The sequence below is a fragment of the Nocardia pseudovaccinii NBRC 100343 genome, assembly GCF_001613225.1.
Taxonomy (GTDB): domain Bacteria; phylum Actinomycetota; class Actinomycetes; order Mycobacteriales; family Mycobacteriaceae; genus Nocardia; species Nocardia pseudovaccinii.
Genome location: NZ_BDBY01000143.1, coordinates 12315 through 37350, shown reverse-complemented (window position 1 = coordinate 37350; position 25036 = coordinate 12315). Strand labels below are relative to the sequence as shown.

General features: G+C 66.3%; 18 protein-coding genes. 14 read left to right on the top strand and 4 right to left on the bottom strand.

Translation table 11 applies throughout. From position 1 onward, the window contains the following. Positions 1 to 266 precede the first annotated feature (266 nt). Both NP3_RS17035 and NP3_RS17030 read left to right on the top strand, forming a co-directional pair. A complete protein-coding gene (locus tag NP3_RS17035; RefSeq protein ID WP_063042517.1) occupies positions 267 to 734 on the top strand; it encodes an NUDIX domain-containing protein in 468 nt (155 codons plus the stop codon). 35 nt (positions 735 to 769) lie between these two features. Further along, positions 770 to 2122: an MFS transporter gene (locus NP3_RS17030; RefSeq protein WP_157124365.1), complete on the top strand. Its 1353-nt coding sequence runs from the start codon at positions 770 to 772 to the stop codon at positions 2120 to 2122. Here NP3_RS17030 and NP3_RS17025 read toward each other — a convergent pair. Further along, the gene (locus NP3_RS17025) at positions 2112 to 2615 is read right to left on the bottom strand and encodes a hypothetical protein (RefSeq protein WP_063042452.1); all 504 of its coding nucleotides are present in this window, start codon (positions 2613 to 2615) and stop codon (positions 2112 to 2114) included. The genes NP3_RS17030 and NP3_RS17025 overlap by 11 nt on opposite strands. Positions 2616 to 2719: 104 nt before the next feature. On the opposite strand from NP3_RS17025, the gene NP3_RS17020 reads away from it, so the two are divergent. From NP3_RS17020 to NP3_RS17005, 4 genes are all read left to right on the top strand, one after another. Continuing rightward, positions 2720 to 4315: a glycoside hydrolase family 183 protein gene (locus NP3_RS17020; RefSeq protein ID WP_063042450.1), complete on the top strand. Its 1596-nt coding sequence runs from the start codon at positions 2720 to 2722 to the stop codon at positions 4313 to 4315. Between the two features lie 85 nt (positions 4316 to 4400). Further along, positions 4401 to 7985, top strand: coding sequence for a hydantoinase B/oxoprolinase family protein (locus tag NP3_RS17015; RefSeq protein ID WP_063042448.1), 3585 nt, complete (start codon positions 4401 to 4403; stop codon positions 7983 to 7985). Positions 7986 to 8041: 56 nt separating this feature from the next. Next, positions 8042 to 8452: an NAD-dependent epimerase/dehydratase family protein gene (locus NP3_RS17010; RefSeq protein WP_063042446.1), complete on the top strand. Its 411-nt coding sequence runs from the start codon at positions 8042 to 8044 to the stop codon at positions 8450 to 8452. A gap of 76 nt (positions 8453 to 8528) precedes the next feature. After that, on the top strand, positions 8529 to 9344 hold the full coding sequence (locus NP3_RS17005) for a hypothetical protein (protein ID WP_063042444.1): 816 nt from the start codon (positions 8529 to 8531) through the stop codon (positions 9342 to 9344). A 19-nt stretch (positions 9345 to 9363) separates the two neighbouring features. On the opposite strand, the gene NP3_RS17000 is transcribed toward NP3_RS17005, so the two are convergent. Then, on the bottom strand, positions 9364 to 10794 hold the full coding sequence (locus tag NP3_RS17000) for a CCA tRNA nucleotidyltransferase (RefSeq protein WP_174566226.1): 1431 nt from the start codon (positions 10792 to 10794) through the stop codon (positions 9364 to 9366). A gap of 522 nt (positions 10795 to 11316) precedes the next feature. Here NP3_RS17000 and NP3_RS16995 point away from each other — a divergent pair. The 5 genes from NP3_RS16995 to NP3_RS16975 all read left to right on the top strand — a co-directional run bounded on the left by NP3_RS16995 (position 11317) and on the right by NP3_RS16975 (position 21068). Beyond that, positions 11317 to 11853: an NUDIX hydrolase gene (locus tag NP3_RS16995; protein WP_062981726.1), complete on the top strand. Its 537-nt coding sequence runs from the start codon at positions 11317 to 11319 to the stop codon at positions 11851 to 11853. After that, a complete protein-coding gene (locus NP3_RS16990; protein ID WP_245720976.1) occupies positions 11850 to 14534 on the top strand; it encodes a DUF6049 family protein in 2685 nt (894 codons plus the stop codon). Before NP3_RS16995 ends, NP3_RS16990 begins: the two co-directional genes overlap by 4 nt. A gap of 850 nt (positions 14535 to 15384) precedes the next feature. Further along, positions 15385 to 19149 carry a murein biosynthesis integral membrane protein MurJ gene (locus NP3_RS16985; protein ID WP_063042511.1) on the top strand — a complete coding sequence of 1255 codons (3765 nt, stop codon included), beginning with the start codon at positions 15385 to 15387 and terminating at the stop codon, positions 19147 to 19149. 467 nt (positions 19150 to 19616) lie between these two features. Further along, complete coding sequence (sigM, locus tag NP3_RS16980; RefSeq protein ID WP_063042509.1) at positions 19617 to 20150, top strand: RNA polymerase sigma factor SigM; 534 nt, start codon at positions 19617 to 19619, stop codon at positions 20148 to 20150. Between the two features lie 99 nt (positions 20151 to 20249). Beyond that, entirely contained in the window at positions 20250 to 21068 is an 819-nt protein-coding gene (locus NP3_RS16975) for an RsmA family anti-sigma factor (RefSeq protein WP_063042440.1), read from the top strand. Between the two features lie 13 nt (positions 21069 to 21081). Here NP3_RS16975 and NP3_RS47990 read toward each other — a convergent pair whose 3' ends face one another. Beyond that, positions 21082 to 21228, bottom strand: a complete 147-nt coding sequence (locus tag NP3_RS47990; protein ID WP_157124362.1) for a hypothetical protein — start codon at positions 21226 to 21228, stop codon at positions 21082 to 21084. A gap of 30 nt (positions 21229 to 21258) precedes the next feature. Here NP3_RS47990 and trxB point away from each other — a divergent pair, with 30 nt between their 5' ends. The 3 genes from trxB (at position 21259) to NP3_RS16960 (ending at position 24008) form a co-directional block, all read left to right on the top strand. Then, positions 21259 to 22278, top strand: a complete 1020-nt coding sequence (trxB, locus tag NP3_RS16970; RefSeq protein ID WP_063042439.1) for a thioredoxin-disulfide reductase — start codon at positions 21259 to 21261, stop codon at positions 22276 to 22278. A gap of 33 nt (positions 22279 to 22311) precedes the next feature. Continuing rightward, entirely contained in the window at positions 22312 to 22638 is a 327-nt protein-coding gene (trxA, locus tag NP3_RS16965) for a thioredoxin (protein ID WP_062981517.1), read from the top strand. 173 nt (positions 22639 to 22811) lie between these two features. Continuing rightward, positions 22812 to 24008: an N-acetylmuramoyl-L-alanine amidase gene (locus tag NP3_RS16960; protein WP_063042437.1), complete on the top strand. Its 1197-nt coding sequence runs from the start codon at positions 22812 to 22814 to the stop codon at positions 24006 to 24008. A gap of 104 nt (positions 24009 to 24112) precedes the next feature. On the opposite strand, the gene NP3_RS16955 is transcribed toward NP3_RS16960, so the two are convergent. Continuing rightward, positions 24113 to 24844, bottom strand: a complete 732-nt coding sequence (locus NP3_RS16955) for a hypothetical protein (protein ID WP_063042435.1) — start codon at positions 24842 to 24844, stop codon at positions 24113 to 24115. Positions 24845 to 25036: the final 192 nt, after the last annotated feature.

The following is a 25036-nucleotide window of genomic DNA, read 5'->3' as shown; positions in this document are numbered from 1 at the left end:
GACCGTGCACCGATCACCTTTCAGGGTAGGAGCACTTACGACGTGGTACTCCGAATTCCTAGTAAATTGTCCTGCACTCGGCATTTTACGCGAGCTGATCTTCGTGAGTGACGTGCAAGGGAGTCACTCGCGGCTGCGGGTGAACGGCAGGCGAGCAGTACCGACCGGTTAGCCGAGTCGCCGGTCGGCAACCGAAGGGGGTCTGTACGCGCGCACGGCGGATTCGTAACATCATGTGCCACAACGGAATCGGAGGTGACGAACGGATGCGAACCGAGCTGCTCGCGCGCATCGAGCAGCAACTGCGCGATGCGGCAGAGCGCGACGGGATCAGCGATTTCGTCGTCGGTGTCGCGGTATTCCGCGATCGCAAACTCCTGGTAGTGCGCCGCGTGCCCGACGATTACCACGGCGGCATGTACGAACTGCCCGGTGGCGGAGTCGAATCCGGGGAGACCCTGGCCGAATGCGTGGTACGGGAACTGTTCGAGGAGACCGGGCTGCGGGTGCGCGCCATCACCGAGTTCCTCGGCGACTTCGACTACGCCACCAGGACCAAGCCCCGAGTGCGCAAGTACAGCTTCATCGTCGAGGTGGAGCCCGGCGAGGTCGCGCTGGCCCCGGGCGAACACGACGCCTTCGCCTGGATCGATGCCGCGACATTGGCGGATCTGCCGATGGCGGCGGATATGCGCGAGGCGGTCAGTGCGCTGATCGTGGACGGGATTCGCTGATCGAGCGAGGGCCGCGGGGCAGGTAGCCTCTGGGCGTGTCTACTGGTCGCCCCGACGGCAACACTCCCGCGGACGCGCGGCCGGTTTCGCTACAGACGGCGCTGCGCGAGAGTCCCGGCGTGTTGCGTTTGGCGCTGATCCGCTTTACCGGTCAGTTCGGTGACGGCATGTTCCAGGCGGCGCTGTCCGGCGCCATTCTTTTCAACCCGGAACGGGAGACCGATCCGCTCGCCATCGCGGCCGCGTTCGCGGTATTGCTGCTGCCGTACTCGCTGATCGGGCCGTACGCCGGTGCGCTGCTGGACCGCTGGGATCGGCGAGCGGTGCTGCTGGTCGCCAATGTGGGGCGGGCGGTGCTGATCGCAGCGGTGAGTGTCGGGCTGTTGGCGGGCAGCGGTGAGACACCGTTGCTGTTGCTCGCGCTTGCCGTGGTCGGGGTCAGCAGGTTCGTGCTCTCGGGCGTGTCGGCTGCGTTGCCCCGAGTACTCGATCAACACTGGCTGGTGCCCGCGAATTCGGTGCTGGCCACGGTCGCGTCCGGATGTGCCGGTGTCGGCGCCGCGGCGGCGGTCGCGATCATCGGATTGATCGGCGCGGGTGATTTCGCTTCGGCGGTCGCGGTGGCGATCAGTGCCGTGTGGTCGGTCTGCGGTGCGATATTCGCGGCCGGATTCGGGGCCGGGGTGCTCGGTCCGGAGCCGGGGACCGCGACGCGCGACAGTGCGGTGCGAGCGATCGCGACCGGTCTGCGTCACGGTGCGGCCGCGGTCTGGGGAGCGGTTCAGGTCACCACCGCGATGATCGGCATCGGCACGCATCGGATCGTGTTCGGCACCAATACGCTGATCATGGTGCTGGTGCTGCGGCAGGCGCCCGCCGACGGCGGCGGCGCGAATACCGGACTGACCCGGTTCGGGCTCGCCATCGGCTGTACTGCGGCCGGGATGTTGGTGGCGGCGGTCGTCGCGCCGGTATTGATTCCGCGGCTCGGCCGCTCGCGCACGGTGGTCCTCGGGCTGTTGACCGCGACCGTGGTGCAGTTGACGCTGGTCACCCCGACCGCGATCGCGACGGCGGGGACCGCGGCGCATCGAGCGCATCAATTGCTGCTGGTCGCGGCATTCCTGTTCGGGCTCGCGGGGCAGACCATCAAACTGACCGGCGACGCGACCATGCAGATCGATATCGATGACACCAGGCGCGGTCAGGTATTCGCATTGCAGGACACCGTATTCAATATCGCGTTCGTGCTCGCGATCGCGCTCACCGCGTCGGTGATACCGGCGGATGGGCGCTCCATCGGCGTGGTGCTGGTCGGCGCCGGAATCTATTGCGCAGGAATAGTGGCCATTGCCGTCAACAGTCGGCGGGTGCCGGTTACTCGCTGAACGGCATTGTCGGATAAGTGGACTCATCGCCCGACCAGGTCCGGTGATCCCGAAGCGCGGCGACAGGTTCGATCGGAGCTTGCGGATCGAACCAGCGCGAATCCCGCGTCGGCTCATCGTGATTCGACAAGGCCGCGCCGAATTGGTCGGCGGCGAGATGATCCGGCTCGGGCTCGGTGCGCTCGATCCAGGCCAGGTGTTCGCTGTCCGCATCGGCCGGGCTGCCGGTGATCTGGTGATTCCAGGTGCCGTTGCCGGTCGGATCGGTGAAGAAATGGTCGAGTACGCCGTCGTCGTCGAGATCCAGCCCGGCCACATCGGCAACGCCGGTGCCGTGCGAATCCCAGAGCACGTCGTCGACCAGGCCGTCGCCGTCGAAGTCGAGTCCCACCGCATCGCCGATGCCCGACCCGGATAGATCCAGATCCGTCTGGCTGGTCCAGACGTGCACCGTGCCGTCACCGGTTCCGAACACGTACTCGATCTCGTTCATATCTGGTTGGACGCGACTGCGCCCCATCCGGTTCCACCCTTCGCGCGATTCGGTCGGGTAAGTTGATCTCCCATCGACCCGAATCGACAGGGAGTCAACAACGGATGGGATTTCGGCCGAGCTGTGCGCCCGCAATCCTCGGCGCGCTGCTCGCCGGAGCGCTGACCGTACCGACACCCGTCGCGCAGGCCGCGCAGCATCCGTGGGCCCCGCCGCCGGTGAACAGTTGTGGCGAGATCGGATTCGACCCGTTGAACCGGGCGCCGGATCCGAACGCACCGCCGCCTCCGCCGCTGCCCCCTTTGCCGCCGCAGATCGATATCCCGGTGCCGGTTCCCGAGATCACGCCGGTTCCGGTCCCCGATCCGCCGCCGGACAACACCCGCATCGATCCGGAACCGCTGCCCGCCGACCCGTGCCGCAACCCGTGCCCGGATGTTCGGGATACGCCGAAGCCGTCGGATCCCGCCACCGATCCAGCACCGGAAAACGCGCCCGACACCGGGTCCAGCTCCGGTTCCGGCCCCGGCTCGAGCTCCGGTTCGAGTTCGGGTTCCGGCTCGATCCGCCTGCCGCGCATCGAGTTCCGTCCGGAGATCGAACCCATTCCGATCCCGGTGCCCGGCCCGGACGGAATCGAACCGCAACCCGCGCCGCCGCCGATCGTGCACCCGGCCGAACCCGGACCGCTGACCGCCGCCATCGCCCCGCCGCTGGTGGAAGCGGTGGATCTGGTCGGTCAGGTGACCGGGCACGGTTCGGCGAACCGCACCGATATGCGCTGGCAGGTCGACGGCACCGACCTCGGCATCATGTGGGAGACCAAACCGGGCGAGGTCGCCGTGGCCTTCGGCGACACCTTCGGCGATGGCTGGACCAGTGGCGGGGTGGGCGGGCCCGACTGGCGCAGCAATGTGCTCGGCTACAGCACCGACCACGATCTCGCCGACGGACTCGGCATCGACACCATGGTCCAGGACAGCCGCTGTCACGCCACCGAACTGCTGCCCAGCCGCAAGATCAAGAACTGGGAGACGACCACCATCCCGACCTCCGGGTTCGCGCTCGGGCAGCGCCAGTTCATGAGCTATATGTCGGTGAACCACTGGAGCCGCATTCCCGGCTTGTGGTCGACCAATTACGGCGGACTCGCGTACTCCGACGACAACGGCCGCACCTGGGTCAAGGATCAGCATGCCCGGTGGGACAACTTCTTCGGGCTCGGCCGGTTCCAGGTGGCGGCCATGGTGCCGCAGGGCGATTACGTCTATATGTTCGGCACGCCCAACGGGCGGGTCGGCATGATCGGCCTGGCCAGGGTGCCGAAGACCGAGGTGCTGAACAAATCGGCCTACCAGTACTGGGTGGGCGGCGCATGGGCCCCTGCGGCCGAAAACCAGGCCACGCCTTTGGTTCTCGGTATGGCAAGCGAGCTGTCGGTGCGCTTCGACAAGGACACCGAACAGTGGCAGATGGTCTATCTGGATTCGGCGCGCGCTGCGATCGTGATGCGCACCGCGGCGAGCCCGCAGGGCGCCTGGACCGATGGTGTCCAGCTGGTCTCCACCGACGACTATCCGAAGGCCTACGGCGGCTTCATCCATCCGTGGTCGACCGCCGAGGATCTGTACTTCACCATCTCGGCGTGGGATACCTACAACGTGTACCTCATGCACGCGAAACTCGATCCGCCGCACTGATCGCACTCGGATCCGCGCCGACGGTGATTCGGTATGGTGCGCATGTGATCGACCAGCGCATACGTACTTCGCACGGACGGCTCCGGTGACGAGCGAGACACCGGGCTGGCAGTTCTGGATCGATCGGGGCGGCACATTCACCGATGTGGTGGCCCGTCGCCCCGACGGCGGACTCGTCACGCACAAGCTGCTCTCAGAGAATCCGGCGCGCTATGCCGACTCCGCGGTGGCGGGCATTCGCGAAATCCTCGGCGACGCGGGCGGCACCGCCGATATAGATGCCGTCCGGATGGGCACAACGGTCGCGACCAACGCACTGCTCGAGCGCAAGGGCGAACGGACCGTGCTGGTCATCACCCGCGGCTTCCGCGACGCATTGCGCATCGCCTATCAGAATCGGCCGCAGATCTTCGCGCGCGAGATCGTGCTGCCGGAGTTGTTACACGAGCAGGTGATCGAGGTGGACGAGCGCGTCACGGCGGATGGGACGGTGCTGACTGCGCCGGATCTCGACGCACTGGCAGCTGAACTGAAGCCGCTGTACGACAGCGGCATCCGCGCCGTCGCCGTCGTCTGCATGCATTCGCATCTGTATCCCGAACACGAAAAGGTGATCGGCCGGGTCGCCCGCGAGATCGGATTTCCGCAGATCTCGCTGTCCAGCGAGGTGAGCCCGCTGATGAAGCTGGTGCCGCGCGGAGACACCACGGTGGTGGATGCCTATCTCTCACCGGTGCTGCGCCGCTACGTCCAGCAGGTCGCCGACCAGCTCACCGGTGTGCGGCTGATGTTCATGCAGTCCAATGGCGGACTCACCGAGGCCGGGCAGTTCCGCGGTAAGGACGCCATTCTGTCCGGTCCGGCGGGCGGCATCGTCGGCATGGTGCGGATGTCCGAACTCGCCGGTTTCGACCGTGTCATCGGCTTCGATATGGGTGGAACCTCCACGGACGTATCGCATTTCGCGGGCGAATACGAGCGGGTGTTCATCACGCAGATCGCCGGTGTCCGGTTGCGCGCGCCAATGCTCGATATCCATACCGTGGCGGCGGGTGGCGGTTCGATCCTGCATTTCGACGGCAGCCGCTACCGCGTCGGACCCGATTCTGCGGGTGCGGCACCCGGACCGGCCTGTTATCGCGGCGGCGGACCGTTGACGGTCACCGATGCCAATGTGATGCTCGGCCGCATCCAATCCGAGTATTTTCCAAGGGTTTTCGGGCCGGATGGCAACGAACCGCTCGATGATGCGCTGGTGCGCAGCCGATTCGCGGAACTGGCCGCCGAAATCGCGGAGCGCACCGGTGACGATCGCACACCGGAGCAGGTCGCCGAGGGCTATCTCGAGATCGCGGTCGCCAATATCGCCGCCGCCGTCAAGCGGATCTCGGTACAGAAGGGCCACGATGTGACCCGCTACGCGCTGACCACCTTCGGCGGCGCGGGCGGCCAACTCGCCTGCAAGGTGGCCGATTCCCTCGGCATTCGCACCGTTGTGGTGCCGCCGATGGCCGGTGTGCTCTCGGCCCTCGGTATCGGTCTCGCCGATACCACCGCCATGCGCGAGCGTTCGGTGGAGTTGCCGCTGCACGAGGAGTCGATGGACCGTGTCGGTGAGATCGCCGATGATCTGGAGGCCATCGCGCGCGCCGAACTGCTCGGTGAGGATGTGCCCGTGCACCGGGTGCGTATCGTGCGGCGCGCCCAGCTGCGCTACGACGGCACCGACACCACGCTCACCGTCGAACTCACCGAACCGGCGGGGATGGCAACGGATTTCGTCGAACGTCACCGCAACACCTACTCCTTCGTGCTGGACCGCCCTATCGTGATCGAGGCGCTTTCGGTCGAGGCGACCGGGCTCACCGAACCACCCGATCTCGCAGACCTGGCCGGGCCGCGCGTAACCGCCAGCGAGCCGGAGTCGGTACAACTGCACACCGGTGGCGCTCGGCGCGAGGTATTCCTTTATCAGCGTGCGGAATTGGTGCCGAAGAAGGCGGTGCTCGGGCCCGCGATCATTACCGAGGCCAACTCCACCACGGTCGTCGACGACGGCTGGCAGGCCGTGGTGAACGACCTCGGGCATCTGCTCATGGAACGGGTCGCGGCGGTGACCGGACCAGAGGCGGGCACCGAAGCGGACCCGGTGCTGCTGGAGGTCTTCAACAATCTGTTCATGTCCATCGCCGAGCAGATGGGCGCGCGGCTGGAGTCGACCGCACAGTCGGTCAATATCAAAGAGCGCCTGGACTTCTCGTGCGCACTCTTCGACCCCGACGGCAATCTCGTCGCCAATGCGCCGCATATTCCGGTCCATCTCGGATCGATGGGCACCAGCGTCAAGGAGGTCATCCGGCGCAGGCAGGCCGGGGGCATGCGCCCCGGCGACGCCTACGCCGTCAACGATCCGTACCACGGCGGCACCCATTTACCCGATGTCACGGTGATCACGCCGGTATTCGACACCGCGGGCACCGAGATCCTCTTCTATGTCGCCTCGCGCGGCCACCACGCCGAAATCGGTGGTATCGCGCCCGGTTCGATGCCCGCGAACAGCCGTCGCATCGAGGAGGAAGGTGTCATCTTCGACAACTGGCTGCTCGTCGAGGACGGCCGGTTCCGCGAGGACGAGACGCTGCGCTTGCTCACCGAAGCGCCGTACCCGTCCCGCAATCCGGCCACCAATCTCGCCGATCTGCGCGCCCAGATCGCCGCCAATGCCAAGGGCGTCGAAGAAGTCCGGAAGATGATCGAGCACTTCGGGCTCGATGTCGTCGAAGCGTATATGCGGCATGTGCAGGACAACGCGGAGGAATCGGTGCGGCGCGTCATCGATGCGCTCGACGACGGCGAATACTCCTACGCGACCGATCTGGGCGCGACCATTCGCGTTCGCGTCACGGTGGATCGGGAAAACCGCAGCGCCACGATCGATTTCAGTGGTACCTCGGGGCAGCTCGACGGTAACTTCAACGCACCCTATGCCGTTGCGAACGCGGCCGTCCTGTATGTGTTCCGGACGCTGGTCGCCGACGATATCCCGCTCAATGACGGCTGCCTGCGACCACTGCGGATCATCGTGCCGCCCGGTTCGATGCTCGCACCCGAACCGCCCGCCGCGGTCGTCGCGGGCAATGTCGAAACCTCCCAGGCGATTACCGGCGCGCTGTACGCGGCGCTCGGTGTGCAGGCCGAGGGGTCGGGCACGATGAACAACATCACCTTCGGCAATGATCGCAGCCAGTACTACGAGACGATCGGATCCGGATCGGGCGCAGGCGACGGTTTCGACGGCGCTCCGGTGGTCCAGACCCATATGACCAACTCCCGGCTCACCGATCCGGAGGTGCTGGAGTGGCGGCTGCCGGTACTGCTCGAGGAGTTCGCGGTACGCGCGGGGAGCGGAGGCGCCGGTCGATGGCGCGGTGGTGACGGTGCGGTGCGTCGGCTGCGATTCACCGAAGCGGTGACGGTCTCGACGCTGTCGAGTCACCGCCGGGTGCCGCCGTACGGCATGGCGGGCGGCGCGCCCGGTGCCCTCGGCCGAAATCGGATCGAGCGTGCCGATGGCACGGTGCAGGACCTGAGCGGGGCGGATTCGGCGCATCTCGAACCCGGGGACGTGCTGGTCATCGAGACGCCCGGCGGCGGCGGGTACGGGAACTGATCACATTCGACGCGGTGCCCTGGCATGCTTTCCAGAGTGAGGTAGCTCACACTCGAGTGTTCACGTCGGAGGGAGGTCAGCTGTCTCATGGCCTGCTGGAGCCCGCACGCGCCGTCGGCGCCCGGCGGGTCATCGCCGAATCCATGGTCTTCGGTTACGGCTACGGCGATTTCGGCGACCACGTGCTCACCGAGGACGACGCCTTCGCGCCGACCGGCGACACGGCGGTGGAACCGCACCTCGAAGGCATGCGGGTCAAGGAAGAGCTGATGCTGAATGCCGATGGGCTCGAAGGCATCTCATTGCGCTACGGGCTGTTCTACAGCGCGGGCGGCACGGAGGCCATAGCCGAGATGCTGGGCAAGCGGCAGTTGCCCGTGGTGAACGAGCACGGACGGGTGCTGCCGTGGATCAACCTGGCCGATGCGGGTGCGGCGCCGACCAGCAGGTATAGAACGCCTATCTGAATGCGCACAATTGCCCACTTCGTCACAGCCGCGAACGTGGTCGGGTGGGCCGACGCCAAGTACGCTCGGAGCAATCATGGCCACGTACTTCGATCCGACGTCATGGTCACCGATGCGGGCCGTCGACATGGGTAAACGCCTGTTCGATCAATCATTGCTGGAGCAATGGCTCGCCTACACCACCGCCTGGGTGGATCCATTGGCCGACTTCGGCGCGGGCACCGTGACCGCGCTCATGCCGGACGTGCTGATGACCGTGCTCAGCGAGGGCATTCTCAGCCGGTTCGGCGGCCAGGAGGTCAGCGCCACCCTGCTCGGCCACGATCTGCACGCGACGTTACAGGTGCTGAAGGTGCGCAGGCGCGGCGCGCATTTCCAGACCAAGACCGTGCTGTCCCGGCTGCGCTGGGACGACTACCCGATCGAACAGGTCACCGTGATCGCGCACGGCGTCCGGCTGGTGCCCGGTGTGCCGACGAAGGCGCGGGTGCAGCAGCTGGACCTGAACGGAACTGTCACCACCGAGGCGCTCGTCGGCTGGCTCGATAACCAGCAGCGCGATTGGAAACTCGACGTCGACGCGGGCGGGTTGATCCGGGCGAAGCATCGAAAACGCCGGATCAGCGCGCTGCTGGAAGCGCAGGTGCGCGACAACCTGCTGACCGTCGATATCCACCGGGCGAACTGGCTGGGCATCCGGATCCCGCGCAAGCTGGTCACCGCGCCAGCGATCCTGCTGGATCGGCTACCGAACGACGCGCGCATCGTGCACGCCACCCGCGAGGGCGATCTGGTCCGGTTCCGGGTGGAGCTGCCGGGGATCACCGGATCGTTCGACCTGGCACAGATCCGCTCGGCCATCGTGGCGGGCACCACGCTGATCATCTTCTGATCGACCGGCGAATTCCCGCTCAGACCTGGGCTTTCCACCATTCCAGCAACGCGGCCTCGGCCTCGTCCCTACTGAGCGGTCCGCGATCCAGGCGCAACTCCTTCAGGAACCGCCACGCCTTACCGACCTCCGGACCCGCGGGAATGCCGAGCAGTTCCATGATCGCGTTGCCGTCCAGGTCCGGACGCACCCGATCCAGATCCTCCCGCTCCTGCAGTCTGGCGATCCGCGTCTCCAGCTCGTCATAGGTGGCGCGCAGCGCGGCGGCACGACGCTTATTGCGGGTGGTGCAGTCGGCGCGGACCAGTTTGTGCAGCCGAGGAAGCAGGTCATCGGCGTCGGTGACGTAGCGGCGCACCGCTGAATCGGTCCACTGTCCCTTGCCGTAGCCGTGAAAACGCAAGTGCAGGAACACCAGTCGCGCGACGTCCTCGGTGAACTGCTTGGGATACTTGAGCGCGCGCATCCGCTTGCGCACCATCTTCGCGCCGACCACCTCATGGTGATGGAAGCTGACGCCGCCGCCCGGTTCGTTGCGCTTGGTATCGGGCTTGCCGATGTCGTGCAGCAGCGCGGCCCAGCGCAGCACCAGATCCGGATCGCCCTCTTCCAGGTCGATGGCCTGCCGCAACACGGTCAGCGAATGCCAGTAGACATCCTTGTGCTGGTGGTGCTCGTCGATCTCCAGTTTCATCGCGGGCACCTCGGGCAGCACCAGCTGGGCCAGGCCCGTCTCGCACATGACGTTGATGCCATCGATCGGATGCGCGGAGGCGATGAGCTTATCCAGCTCGGTGCGCACCCGCTCCGCGGTGATCCGCTCCAACTCACCCGCCATCGCGACGATCGCGACCCGCACCCTCGGCTCCAGTTCGAAGCCGAGCTGCGCGACGAAACGCGCCGCCCGCAGCATGCGCAACGGATCGTCGTTGAACGAATCCTCCGGCGCCGCAGGCGTATCCAGCACTCCGGCGAGCAGCGCGTCCATCCCGCCGAGCGGATCGACGAACTCCAGCGACCCGTCGGCCCCGATCTTCACCGCCATCGCATTGACCGTGAAATCGCGTCGCACCAGATCTCCCTCGAGCGAATCACCGAAGGTGACCTCGGGATTGCGCGACACCCGGTCATAGGTATCGCTGCGGAAGGTGGTGATCTCCAATTGCTGATCGGCCTTCGACGCACTCACCGTGCCGAACGCCAACCCGCCGGTATCCCACAGATGATCGGCCCACCCACGCAACAACTCCTGCACCTGCTCGGGCCTGGCATCGGTGGTGAAATCCAGATCCGTCCCCAACCGCCCGAGCACCGCATCGCGCACACTGCCCCCGACCAGGTACAACTCATATCCCCGCGCGGCGAACAACTCACCCAGCGGCGTCAACACATCGGACAACCGTCCCAGCGTGACCGCGGCCGCGGCCAGCAATCGGGTACGTCGATCCAACGCTGCATCCTCGGACTTGGGCGAAACCACGAAGTAGCAGCTTACCGAGCCCACACAACCGATATTCCAGCGCAACCCGCGCAGCCGGACATCCTGCGCAGGCTGCCTATATGGGCGGTCTGCGAATCTCCTCTATATAGAAGGCATATGTGTCCAGCCGAGCAGGCGGCACCACTCGACCACAATGGAGCTGTCCGACGAGCAACGTTCGCTCGCGTCGGCGCGAAGGTGTGGTTATCGACTCAGCCGAGTCGTCGATGCGCAGGCGTTAATCTCCATCGCTGGGCGAGCACACATCCGATGCCGAAGGTTCCCGCTCAGGCGACCACCACGGAGCGAGTCTTACGAGCGACGTTCGCGGCCCGTCTCGCGTCCGCGCGAAGGCGCGGCCATTGACTCAGCCGAGTGGCCGAAGCACATGCGACGAAGTCGCGAGTCTCGGCCGCTCGGACGCGAGACAGAAGGGGGCCGCGAACACGCAGCGCCGCAGGCGCTGCAAATCCAACACAGTAGGATTGCGTGGTGTCTCCGGCCGATCGCGCGAACAGTCGACGCCGCCAGCCCCGGCGCCGCGGTTCGGCCGCCAACGCGGCGAAACCGCGCATGCGCACGGTACGGGAAACCTCGGCGGGTGGACTCGTCGTCGACGGGTTGGACGGGCCGAGCGACAAACGCAGTGCGGCGCTGATCGGGCGGACCGATCGGCGTGGCAGACTGCTGTGGTCGCTGCCCAAGGGACATATCGAAGAGGGGGAGACGCCCGAGCAGACCGCGATCCGGGAGGTCGCCGAGGAGACCGGAATCAATGGGATAGTGGTCGCCGAACTCGGCAGCATCGATTACTGGTTCGTCACCGAGGGTCGCCGGGTACACAAGACCGTGCATCATTATCTGCTGCGCTCCATCGGTGGTGAGCTCTCCGATGCCGACGTCGAGGTCACGCAGGTGGCGTGGGTTCCGTTGAGCGAATTGGATTCTCGGCTCGCCTACGCCGATGAGCGGCGCCTCGCCGAAGTGGCGAACCGGATGATCGACCGGATGGAGACCGGCAAGAGATGACCCAGACTTTCCGGCATCGCGCAGCGATTCCGTGGGGGGTGGTGGTCGGGCGACGGGCGGCCCTGTTCCGGATCATCGCGGCGGTCCTGACCATTCTCGGCACAGCGACGGCGGTCCCGGTATTGCTCGCCCAGCCCGCCGCCGCCCAGCCGACGACGCCGAACAGTTCGTCGTCGCCGAAATTCCTGAAGCTGACTCTGGATTCGGTGAATCCGTCCGCGGTGACCACCACCAGCGATCCGACGCTGACGGTCGCGGGCACCGTCACCAATATCGGCGATCGGGTGGTCGAGGACATCAGTGTCCGCATCCAACGCGCCGCCGCGGTGTCGGCACCGAGCGCGCTGCGCTCGACTCTGCGCTTGGACCAGGTCAACTACGACGTGACCGGTCCGTTCGAAGATGTTGCCGACCGTTTGAGTCCCGGCCAGCGCAAACAGTTCACGATCAGCATCCCGTTGCGCTCCAGTGGCGGTGCGGCCGCGCTCGATATCACCAAGCCCGGCGTTTATCCGCTGCTGCTGAATGTCAACGGGGAACCGGCCTACGGCACCCAGGCCCGCCTCGACGACGCACGGTTCCTGCTCCCGGTGCTGGGTGTACCGCCCGCGGTCGATATCAGCTCGCCGGTGCCCGCCGCGCCCGATACCCCGGTGGCGACGACGCTGCTGTGGCCGCTGGCCGACCGCCCTCGGCTGGTCGCCGGTGTCACCGGCCCGCTCAATGGAAAAGCCGAGCTCACCGACGACGAGCTGGCCGCATCGCTGGGCAAGGGCGGGCGTCTGGACCAATTGCTCGGCGCGTTGGAATCGGTACTCGGCACCAACCCGGCCAGTCGCGATCGCACGCTGAACTCGGCGGTCTGCATCGCGATCGATCCCGATCTGCTGATCACCGCACAGGTGATGACCAAGGGTTATCGCGTCCTGGCGAGCCCATCCGATCCGGACGGTGCGACCAGGGCGGGCACCGGTGCCGATCAGGCCCAGACTTGGCTGGACCGGTTGCGCGCGGTCGCCGCATCGACCTGCACGGTCGCACTGCCGTTCGCACAGGTCGATATCACCGCACTGGCCGCGGTCAACGATGCCGAACTGTCCACGCGAGCGTTGAACGACCCCGCCGATATCGTCGATTCGATTCTGGCCACCAAATCGGTGCGCGGTGTCAGCGTGCCGGATTCCGGCAGTATCGATGAGAGCGCGGGAATGTTGTTGCGCGGCCACGGTTTCGGGACCGCGGTACTGGCCGATAACGCGGCCGTCCCGCTCGGCACCGCCGGTACCTCGACGGATTCGCAGCCGATCACCACCGGCCGCGGCGGCGCCGGTAGTCAGAGCACCGCCAACCAGACCACCTCGAGTCAGCCGCTGCCGGAGACGAGCACGCCGGATGTGGTCCGGCTGGCCGAGATCGCCCCGGTTCCCGTCACGCCGATACCGACACCGGAACCGCAGATCAGCGCCACACCGAGCACATCCGCCACGAGCACATCCGCCCCGACGACGAGCGCGGCACCCTCCGGCACCCAGACCCCACCCGCCGATCCGGCACTGCACGCGGCGACCTTCGATATCTGGTCCGCGACCGCCCTCGCCGCCGTCGGCTCCAACCCGCCCACCCCGTCGTTCACCCCCGCACGCGTCCGCTACGACGTCACCAACGACTCCCGGATGGCCCGCCTGCAGGATGCGCTCGGCGCCATCACTTGGTCCGCGCTGAACCCGGACCCGAGCCGCCCGCGCTCACTGCTGCTGGTACCGCCACAGCAGTGGAGCGCGAACCGGGAAGAAGCCACCGCGATCCTGAAGCAGGTCGACCTGCTGCTGCACAACAACCTCGCGACGCCGCGCACGCTCGCCGAGCTGGTCGCCGAATCGCCCGACGCGCAGCCCCACGAACCCGATTATCTGCCGCAGGCCGCCCATGATGCGGTTCCGGACCGCTTCGTGCTCCCGGTCCGCGACCAGGGCCGCCGGATCACCGATCTCATGCGTTCGCTCGTCGAGGTGCCCGAGACCGAGCCGACGCCGAACCAATATCTGACCCCGCTCCGCGACGGTCTGCTGCGCGTCCTGACCCTCTCGGACCGGCGCTCCGGCGATTCCGCACAGCCGGACACGTACGCCCAGCGCCGACTCGACCAGACGACACGCACGCTGGACCGGCTCTACGGTTCGGTCACCGTGCTGCCGCCCGGCGGGGTGTACACCTTGGCTTCCGAACAGAGCCCGTTGCTATTGGTCGCACGCAACGATCTGCCGGTCGCCATCCGGGTCCGGTTCCGGATCGAGGCGCCGACGGAGACGAAGATCACCGATCCGGGCGAAGAGACGCTGCCGCCTACCGGAAGCCGGTCGTTCCAGATCCCGACCGAGGTCACCGATAGCCGTAACCTGGTCATTCCGATCTCCCTTACCACGTCCGACGGTGTCCCACTCGGCAATCCCACCTCGGTCTCGGTGCGTTCGAACGCTTACGGTCAGACCTTGGCAATAATTACGGCGTGTGCCGGAATACTGCTGTTCCTATTGGCCGGGCGCCGGTTGCTGCGTCGGTTCCGCGGGCAGCCGGATCCGGCCGACGAGGGTTTCGATCCGGGCACCCGACGCCGGGTGAACAGGTACCGACGGGCGCGCAGGCGCGTCTTACAGCAGCAGGAGCAGCAGGAGGCGGGATGACGACGAGGACACCTCGCTCGTGCTCGGCTGTCATCGCTGTGTTGATTCGACCGACCTGTAGGCAGTCGGTCGCCTCTGATCGGTACCCGACCTCGCACCACTCATGGCATCGTGGAGGACAATCGCGTAACACCCTGGGCGTCATCGGCCCGGCGGCGGGGGATGGCATGGCGCAGGAGGCACGATGAGCGACGATGATCTATCCGCTCATCGGCAACCACCTGTTGACCGGCCCGACGGACCCCAGGCCCGCCGGGCGCCTTCGGCACCCTGGGAACGGCAACTGGCGCAGCCACCGGCAGAACCGGAGGACGCGGAGATGACTCCCGATGAACGTTTCGGCGATTCGCCGCGCGTACCGCAGGTGAGTCGGCCGGGTCCGCCGCAGCGACCGGTGCCGCCGCCGCGGCCGACACCCCGCGTATCGCAACCGCCGACCGGGCCGATGGCACCGCCCTCCGGCGCATTGCCCAGGCAACCCCGGCCGCAGCAGCGGCCGGTACCCCGTCCTCCGCAATATCCGGAACCGCAGCAATACCCCGAACCCCGGCCACATCCGGGTCAGCAGGCACATCCGGGTCAGCGGCAATACCCGGCGCCGCCGCAGCCCGGTCCGGCCCGGCCACGTCCGATGCCACCCGGTCAACAGATGCCACCCGGTCAACCGGTACCGGGACCGCCGGGCGCACCGCCTCGGGTCCCGCCCCAACGTTTGGCGCCGCCGCCGAACTACCAGGCGCCGCGGCCGAGCTATCAGACTCCACCGCCACACCCCCCGGCGACGCGGCAACCGCAGATCGAACAACAGCGACCGGTCGATCGCCAGCAACCTGTCGAACGGCGGCAATCGGTGGAACAGCCGCAACGTCCCGTTCCCCGGGAAGCGGCCAGGCCACGGACCCAGGAATGGCCCGCCGCACCCGCATCGGGCGCGGTCGCGACCGAAACCAAACAGAACGCGAGTTCGCGTCTGCTGCGCGACTCCGGATCGATCGCGATCGCCACCCTGATCAGCCGCGTCACCGGCTTCGGCAAACAGCTGCTGTTGCTGACCGCGCTCGGCCCGGCCGTCGCGAGTGCCTACACCTCGGCCAACCTGATCCCGAATATGATCACCGAGCTCGTCCTCGGCGCGGTCTTGACCGCGATGGTGGTGCCGACGCTGGTGCGTGCCGAACAGGAAGACGACGACGGGGGCGTCGCTTTCGTCCGCAGGCTGGTCACCGCCGCCTTCGCGGTGCTCGCTGCGGCCACCCTCTTCGCCGCGGCGGCGACGCCGTTGCTGGCGACCCGGGTCTTCGTCTCCTCGGACGGCAAGGTCAATACCGAACTGACTACGGCGCTGACCTATCTATTGGTGCCCGCCATCCTGTTCTACGGTATGTCGGCGCTGCTCACCGCGATCCTCAATACCCGTCAGAACTTCAAACCCGGGGCCTGGGCACCGGTGCTGAACAACCTGGTCGTGTTGGTCGTGCTCGGTCTCTACGCCCTGACGCCGGGCGAGATCACGCTGGATCCGGTCCGGATGAGCGATCCGAAATTGCTGGTCCTCGGCGGCGGCATCACCCTCGGTGTGGCCACCCAGGCGCTGAGCCTGCTGCCCGCGATCAAGCGCAATCAGATCGATCTGCGGCCGCTGTGGGGTATCGACGCGCGACTCAAGCAGTTCGGCAAGATGGGTTCGGCCATCATCCTGTACGTGGTGATCAGCCAGATCGGTCTGATCGTCTCGAACCACATCGCCTCGACGGCCGATGAGGCAGGCCCGGCGATCTATACCAATGCCTGGCTGCTGCTCCAGCTGCCCTACGGCGTACTCGGCGTCACACTGCTCACCGCGATCATGCCGCGGCTGAGCCGCAACGCGGCCGCCGATGACACTCCCGCCGTCGTGGACGATCTGTCCGTCGCAACCCGCTTGACGATGATCGCCCTCGTTCCGGTGGTCACCTTCCTGACGCTGGCCGGCCCGCAGGTCGGCGAGGCGCTGTTCGGCTATGCACGGTTCACCGGCGACGCCGCGCGCCTCGGCGAAGCGGTGAGCTGGTCGGCCTTCACGCTGATCCCGTACTCCCTGGTACTCATCCACCTCCGCGTTTTCTACGCAAGAGAGCAGGCGTGGACGCCGACCTGGATCATCCTCGCCATCACGACGATCAAGATCCTGTTCTCGGCACTGGCGCCCGCGCTGGCGAGCGACAGCGGTCAGGTCGTGAAAATCCTCGGTGTCGCGACCGGACTCGGCTTCCTGGCCGGTGCCGTCATCGGCGGCTACCTGCTGCACCAGAGCCTCGGCGATCTGCGCATGGTCAATGTCGGACGCACGGTTACCCGCGTCCTGCTGTCCTCGATCGCGGGTGGCGCGGTGATGCTCATCGTCGACAAGGTGCTCGGACTCGACCGCCTCTCCGGCGGACCCGGCTCGCTGATCCGGGTGATCGTATCGGCCATTGTGATGTTCGCGGTCGCCTTCGGGCTGATGCGCCTGGCCGGTATCCCGGAGATCGTCGCGATCACCGTCGCCGTCTCCCGGCGCCTCGGCTTCACCCCGCCCGCCCCCGATCTCGATCTCGAGGGGCCGGTCGAGGACGAGTACGCGACACAGGTATTCCGGCGGCCCGAGCCGTATGTGGCATACCCTGGTTTCGACCCGTACATGGATGCCCAAACCATGGTGCTACCCGTGATTCGAGCTCATACCGTTGACAGCACCGGTATGGGTGAGTTCCCGTACCCTGTTCGGCAGAGAAGCACAAGTGGCGAGTTCGCCGGAACTTCGACATATCAGGGCGAAGGAGGAACGAGGGTGAGCGACGACGCGGCGCCGGGCGGCGTCCCAGCCGCCGAATCTGCTGCGACCAAGGCAGGCGGGCTCTCCACAGATGTTCCGCCCGCCGGGGAGGCCTCCGATCCCGCATACGCGAATCAGGGTGCCGATAACGGTCCGCCGGAGCACGATTCGGCGCCCGGATCCGGTGAGCAACCGCGGGAGGCCCCGCAGCGCGATCCGATGTACGACACCGGGATGATCCCGATCCCGCCGCAGCTACCGCCGATGGACGACGCGGGTCGAAGAACGCCGCGCGGCCCCAAGCTGATTCCGGGCGCTTCCGTAGCGGGCGGCCGCTACCGGCTGCTCGCGAGTCACGGTGGATCCCGCGGACTCAAGTTCTGGCAGGCGCTCGATATCAAGCTCGACCGCGAGGTCGCGCTCACCTTCGTCGACGCCGATCAGAAGGCGACCGACAACTCCGGTCACGACGGTCCGCAGGCCATCCTGTCGCGCACGCTGCGCCTGGGCCGGATCAACTCGCCGGGCCTGGCTCGCGTACTCGATGTGGTGCGTGGCAGCTCCGGCGGCATCGTGGTGGCCGAATGGACGCCGGGCCGCTCGCTGCGCGAAATGGCCGAGACGGTGCCGTCGCCGATCGGTGCCGCGCGTGCCATCCGGGCCTTGGCCTCGGCGGCCGAACTGGCCCATCGCGGCGGCGGTTCGCTGTCCATCGACCATCCGGACCGGGTGCGGATCAGTGCCACCGGTGATGCGGTGCTCGCGTTCCCGGGCACGCTGTCCGATTCCGACGCGCAATCCGATGTGCGCGGCCTCGGCGCCATGCTCTACGCGTTGATCACCGCACGCTGGCCGATCCGTGCCGGTGGCATGACCGGCACGGCAGCGACGGTGGGCGGTTTGCGGCTGGCCGATTTCGGTTCCGACGGCACACCCGTCGAACCGCGGCAGATCCGGCCCGAGGTGCCGTTCGAGATCTCGGCGGTGGCGGTCCGTTCACTGGAATCGAACAAGGGCGTGCGCACCGCTGCGACCGTGCAGCATGTGCTCGAACAGGCCTCGGTGGTCGATCAGAAGACCGATTTCATCCCGGTGCTGCGCCTCGGTCAGCGTCCGTCGAGCGGTGCCGAGGAATCGCTCGCCGATCCGGAATTGCTTGCGGCGGAACGGGAACGCTCGCAGCGGATGATGTGGATCATGGTCGGGCTCGGCATTCTGGCCGCGCTCGTGGTCGGCATCATCATCTGGTGGATGGTCAGCGTTTTCGCGCCGAGCGCCTCGGACGCACCGCTCAACGAGCAGCGCAATATCGGCCTCACCACGAACAGTTCACCCGCGCCCGCGCCCACTTCCGGTGGTACGACCGGGACGGCCGCGGGTGGGGTGCCGGTTCCGGTGACGAGTGTGTCGGTGTTCTCCCCGGAGGGCACACCGGACAATGTCAGCGGAACCGGTGCGGTGCTCGATCACGATCCGAGCACCGTCTGGCGCACCGATCAGTACTTCCAGCAGTTCCCGGCGCTCAAGAAGGGCGTCGGGCTGCTGGCCACCCTGCCGAGTCCGGCCAAGCTGACGAGCGTCTCGATCGAATCGCCGAGTACGGGCACCTCGGTCGAGATCCGCACCTCCCCGACAGCCTCGCCGACGCTGGACCAGACCCAGCTGATCGGCTCGGCGCGACTAGAGAACGGCATCACCGAAATCCCGGTCCGCAGCGATCAGGCGGCCCGCTATGTGCTCGTATGGATCACCGGACTCGGCAATTCCGGTGGCCAGTTCCAGACCTCGATCGCCGACCTGCGTTTCGACGCCGCGCCGTAAGCGCCGCTCAGCTCTGCCGCTCGCCGCACGTGTCCGCCCCGTGCTCATCCGCCTCCCCGAATCTTCAGGCCATACAAGTAAGTGCCGCGACAGCTGCGTTCAGCGTCGCCTGCCTGGCTCGGTTTTGGGCGTCCCCGGCGAGTTACCCGTGTACTTGCGAAATCAGTTGTCACCTTCCCGCAGTTTCGGATCCGCTGTGCTCCAAGTGGTCTGGTTGCTGCCAATTCTTTACTGACGATATGATCTAGCCGCGCTCTCACTCAGGGGGAGCTCCCCGGGTTCTGGTTGTTCGATCCTGGATGCTGCGAAATTTCGATGGTGGTCGCTCGTGTCCGTCATCGCCGTGAGAGCTGTCCAAGGGGTTGGTTTTGCCGTCCGAACTGAACGAGGATTTCCACGAGGGGAAGTCGCGGCCTGTTGCGTTCCGCGAGCATTCGTTCGTCCCCGACGAGCTCACCGACGTCGAACTGCTGCAAGCCCATGTGCGCGGTCAGCGGCATGCCTTCGCCGAGCTGCTGCGCCGCCATAACGACCACCTCTGGCAGACGGCCGTGCGCACCTCCTATACCCGCGAGGACGCGGCGGATTCGTTGCAGGACGCTCTGCTCTCGGCCCACCGCACCGCCGCCACCTTCCGTGCCGAGGCCGAGGTGCGCAGCTGGCTGCACGCCATCGTGGTGAACGCCTGCCTGGACCGGATCCGGCGCAATAAGACCCGTCGCGCGGTGCCGCTGGCGCCGGAGGCCATGCCGGAACCCAAGGGCGCCCGCGACGATATCGCCGAACTGGAAATGTCACTCGTGATCGACCGCGCGCTGTTCACGCTGCCGGAGGAGCAGCGGGCGGCGCTTGTCGCGGTGGAATTGGAAGGGCGTAGTGTCGCGGAAACAGCGGCGCTGCTCGGCGTGCCGGAGGGCACCATCAAGAGCCGATGCGCGCGCGGCCGACAGCGGCTCCAAGAACGTTTGGAATTTCTGCGTGATCCGGGGAACCGGAAGTAGTCGAGATGCGTCATTAATAGTGACGGACAACCAGACGATGTACTGGCAGCGCCGCCCGCGACGTGCGGGCGGGTATCTACTCGAGAATCCGGAGGTGCGATGGCGACCCGATCCGATCCGCAGCCTCCGTTCTCACTCGAACTGCTCGCCGATCTACATGCCGACAATGTGGCGCCGGAGCTGAGCGAGCAGCTGTGGCCGATGGTTCGCAAGGATCCGGACGCCCTGCGGTTCCTCGACTCGCTCGACGATGTCAGCGCCGAATTGCGCGCACTCGGCCGGGACGAGCACATCATCCACGCCATGCCCGCCGATATAGCGGCCCGGCTGGAGGAGTTCGTCGAGGGCCTCGATGAGGCGCACGAGCCCACCGAGCAGGTCGCAACCGTTCATCGGCTGCCCACGGCCACCACACGGCCGGAATCGGCGGTTGCCGAGTGGCCCGAATCCGCGGATGACGCAAAGCATTCCGGGCACGAGGCTGCCATCCCGCTGGCGCGACGCGGTACACGCAGACTCCGCTGGGCCGCGGCCGCGGCCGCCGTGATCGCGGTCGTGGCCTGCGTTGCGGTCGCGGTGGACGCACTGCGTGGGCACGAGGTGGCCCCGAGCGCCCAACCGACCACCAGCAGCAATGTCCAACTCGGTGACGAACTCGATGCCACCGTCGCATTGAGCGCCCTCGGTCGCAATGACGTCACGGGCGCACTGGGCACCCCGGCGGCCCTGAACCGCTGCGTCCACGCCAACGGCCTGGACCGCACCGTCCTCGGTTCGACCGACACCACCTTCCAGGGCAGGGACGCCGTGCTGATCCTGCTCACCGGCCCGCGTCTGCACAAGATCACCGCGCTCGTCGTCGGAATCGGTTGCGGCGCCGACGATCCGCAACAGTTGGCACTCACCGACATCGGTTGACGAGTGGGCGACGTCACGTCGTGCGGTTGTCCCACATCACGTCGGGAACAACACCGTTTACCCTGTTGTTGACCGACACGTCTAACGAATCTCCCTCGGAAGGGTCACCCGTGAGCGAGCGCAGCGAGCGAACAATCAACACAGCCAACTTGTTGGTCATGGTGGAGCCGAGCGCCAGCGAGGCGGAGGCATGAGCAACGCAGTTCGCGACTTGATCATCGTCGGCTCCGGCCCCGCTGGCTATACCGCCGCCGTCTACGCAGCCCGCGCCGAACTCCAGCCCCTGCTGTTCGAGGGCACTCAGTTCGGCGGCGCACTGATGACCACCACCGAGGTCGAAAACTTCCCCGGTTTCCGCGCTGGCATCATGGGCCCGGATCTGATGGAGGAGATGCGCGAACAGGCCAAGCGGTTCGGCGCCGATATCCGGACCGAGGATGTGGACGCCATTGATCTCACGGGGATGGCAGCCGGCGGGGTGGGTAAGCACAGCGGCCCGATCAAGACGGTCACCGTCGGTGATGAGACCTACCAGGCCTACGCCGTAATCCTCGCCATGGGCTCGGCCGCGCGCTATCTGAACGTCCCTGGTGAGCAGAAGCTGCTCGGCCGCGGTGTCAGCGCCTGCGCCACCTGCGACGGCTTCTTCTTCAAGGGCCAGGACATCGTCGTGGTCGGCGGTGGCGACTCCGCGATGGAGGAGGCGACCTTCCTCACCAAGTTCGCCAGCACCGTGACCATCGTGCACCGCCGCGAGGAGTTCCGGGCCTCGCGCATCATGCTGGAGCGCGCCAAGGCCAACGAGAAGATCAAGTTCGTGCTCAACGCCGAGGTCGCCGCGGTCAACGGCGATACCAGCGTGACCAGCCTGACACTACGCGATACCCGCACCGGCGAGACCTCCGAACTGGCCGCGACCGGCCTGTTCGTGGCGATCGGACACGATCCGCGCAGCGAGCTGGTCAAGGATCAGGTGGAGCTGGACGACGAGGGTTACGTGCAGGTGCTGCATCCGTCGACCGCTACCAAGGTGCCCGGCGTCTTCGCCGCGGGCGATCTGGTCGACCACACCTACCGCCAGGCCATTACGGCCGCGGGCACTGGCTGCCGCGCCGCGATCGACGCCGAGCGCTGGCTGGCCGAACAGGGTGACATCACCTCGAACACCCTGGACCACGCCGGCAACTCAGTTGCCGTGCCCGCCAACTGATCTCATCACTTTTGCACTACAAGGAGATACCCCATGTCCGAAAACACGGTCACCGTGACCGACGCGTCCTTCGCCGACGATGTGCTGCTCAGTGAGAAGCCGGTACTCGTCGACTTCTGGGCCGACTGGTGCGGCCCGTGCAAGATGGTCGCCCCGGTGTTGGAGGAGATCGCGGGCACACACGCGGATAAGCTGACCGTGGCCAAGGTGGATGTGGATGCCAATCCGGGCGTCGCCCGCGATTATCAGATCCTCTCGCTGCCAACTATGATGCTGTTCTCCGGTGGCAAGCCGGTCAAGCAGATCGTCGGAGCGAAGGGCAAAGCCGCCCTGCTGCGTGAACTCGACGGCATCATCTGACGTATTCGTCAAAGAACGCCGTCAATCGACGACGCGCCGTAGGATGCCTGGACGCCGGGAATTGTCGTATTCCGGTCCGGGTCTGAGACAATCGACCGACCTCCGGTCGTGCGAGGGTGTGAGCCATCGCATGAGTGGGTACCCGGGTTGACGGAAGGAAAGGGCTCTCACGCATGCACCGACTTCGTCACGGCGATACCGGTCCAGCCGTCGCCGAGGTTCGGAGCACCCTGGCAAGTCTCGGGTTTCTGCATACGCACTCCGCCGCAACAGATCACGCTGATGCGCGAGAGTACTGGATGGACACCGACGCTTCCTTCGATCGCCAGCTCGACTCGGCGGTTCGCGCCTTCCAACAGCACCGCGGACTGCTGGTCGACGGGGTCGTCGGACCGGCTACCTACCGCGCGCTCAAGGAAGCCTCCTATCGCCTCGGTGCCCGCACATTGATCTACCAGCTCTCGGCGCCGCTCTACGGCGACGATGTGGCAACTCTGCAGCGCCGACTACAGGATCTCGGTTTCTACGTGCACCGCGTCGACGGCTACTTCGGCCCGCACACGCATGAGGCGCTCACCGCATTCCAGCGGGAAATCGGCTTGGCGGCGGACGGCATCTGCGGTCCGGATACGCTGCGCTCGCTGGAGCTGCTCGGCGCGCGTGTCACCGGCGGCAATCCGCATCGGATCGCCGAGGAAGAGGTGGTGCACCGGGCCGGACCGCAATTGACCGGGAAGCGGATCGTCATCGATCCGGGTCTCGGCGGCCCGGACAAGGGCTTCGCGGTGCCGACCGAATACGGCGACGTCTACGAGTCGGAGATCCTCTGGGATCTGGCCAGCAGGCTGGAGGGTCGAATGGCCGCCACCGGCATGGAAACCTTCCTGTCGCGGCCGTGGGGCGCCAATCCGACCGACGCCGAGCGCGCGGACACCTCCAATGCCTTCGATGCCGATCTGATGATCTCGCTGCGCTGTGCGACCAATCCGAGCCCGTCCGCCAACGGTGTCGCAGGCTTCCACTTCGGAAATTCGCACGGTTCGGTATCGATGATCGGCCAGGTGCTCGCGGGCTTCATCCAGCGTGAAGTGGTAGCGCGAACCTCGTTGCAGGACTGCCGAACTCACGCGCGCACCTGGGATCTATTGCGGCTCACCAAGATGCCGACGGTGCAGGTCGATATCGGTTATCTCACAAACGAATACGATGCGTCGGTACTCACCAACCCGCGGATGCGCGATGTGATCGCCGAGGCCATCCTCATCTCGGTGAAGCGGCTGTATCTGCTCGGTCAGGACGATCAGCCGACGGGCACATACACTTTCGCCGAATTGCTGGCAGAGGAATTGGCCGCAGCCGACCGGATGTAGTGAATTACCTTCTGGCTCACTAGATTACGAAAGACAAATACTTCCCATACGAGTGCGCCCCTGCCGACCGTCGGCAGGGGCGCACTGTTGTTGTATGCGTAATCTCAGGGTGCTCCGACGCGGAAGGGGACTGTCAGGGAGGCGGCGGCGAGCAGCTGATCGAGCGCGCGCTCCACATCTTCCTTCCAGCCGTGATCGGAGTCGAGTTCCAAGCGCAGCCGGGGAAAGCGGTAGTGCGGCGCGACCACTTCGAAACCGACGTCCTCCAGGAAGTCCGCCTCGATCATGCAGGTCTCCGGCGAACATCCGGTCGCCTTACCGGCCGAGGCCGCATCCCGGACCGGTGAACCGATCCGCTCCATCAACCGCATCGAGCCGAGCGAACGATCCGACATCGCGGTCGCCGGAGGATCGGTGCGAATGCCGAAGGCCTCCAATGCACGTACGCCACGACGCACCAGATCGGCCACCACGGCCGTCATGAGGCGGTGGGCTATGTCGGCATCCTGATACGGGAATTCGGCCCGCAGCGTGGTCAGCAGGACCGCATCCGGGCTGACCGGCGATGTGGGGAACAGTCCGGCACGTGGTACGGCGCTCGGCGGCGAGTACAGCGCACACCCCGCTGTGTTGCCGTCGACGTTCGCGACCTGACCGCACGAACCCCACTCCAGCATGACCGTGGACAGCCAGGCCTCCTTCTCGAAGACCGGATCGCTGAACTCGCGGGAGGTCGCGGCCACGGCCGGATCGATCTCCCAGAACACGCAACGCCGCGCATGGGCGGGTAGCCTGTCGAGTCCACCCAAGGTTAGTGCTGTGACGCTGGTCGACACCGCTCTGCTCAGCCTCCAGCTATCCGATTCATCCACACTCACGCTGCATTCACTCGCCAGCAAGAATATGCGATCAAAGCGAACCCGCCTCATTCCACGTCGCTGTGCTGTTGGTAAGGAGCCCCTCCGTAGGCCGGTTTTCTGCGCCGTCACAGTGACGTTTCGACGCCGAACACGTGCCTACCGGAAACA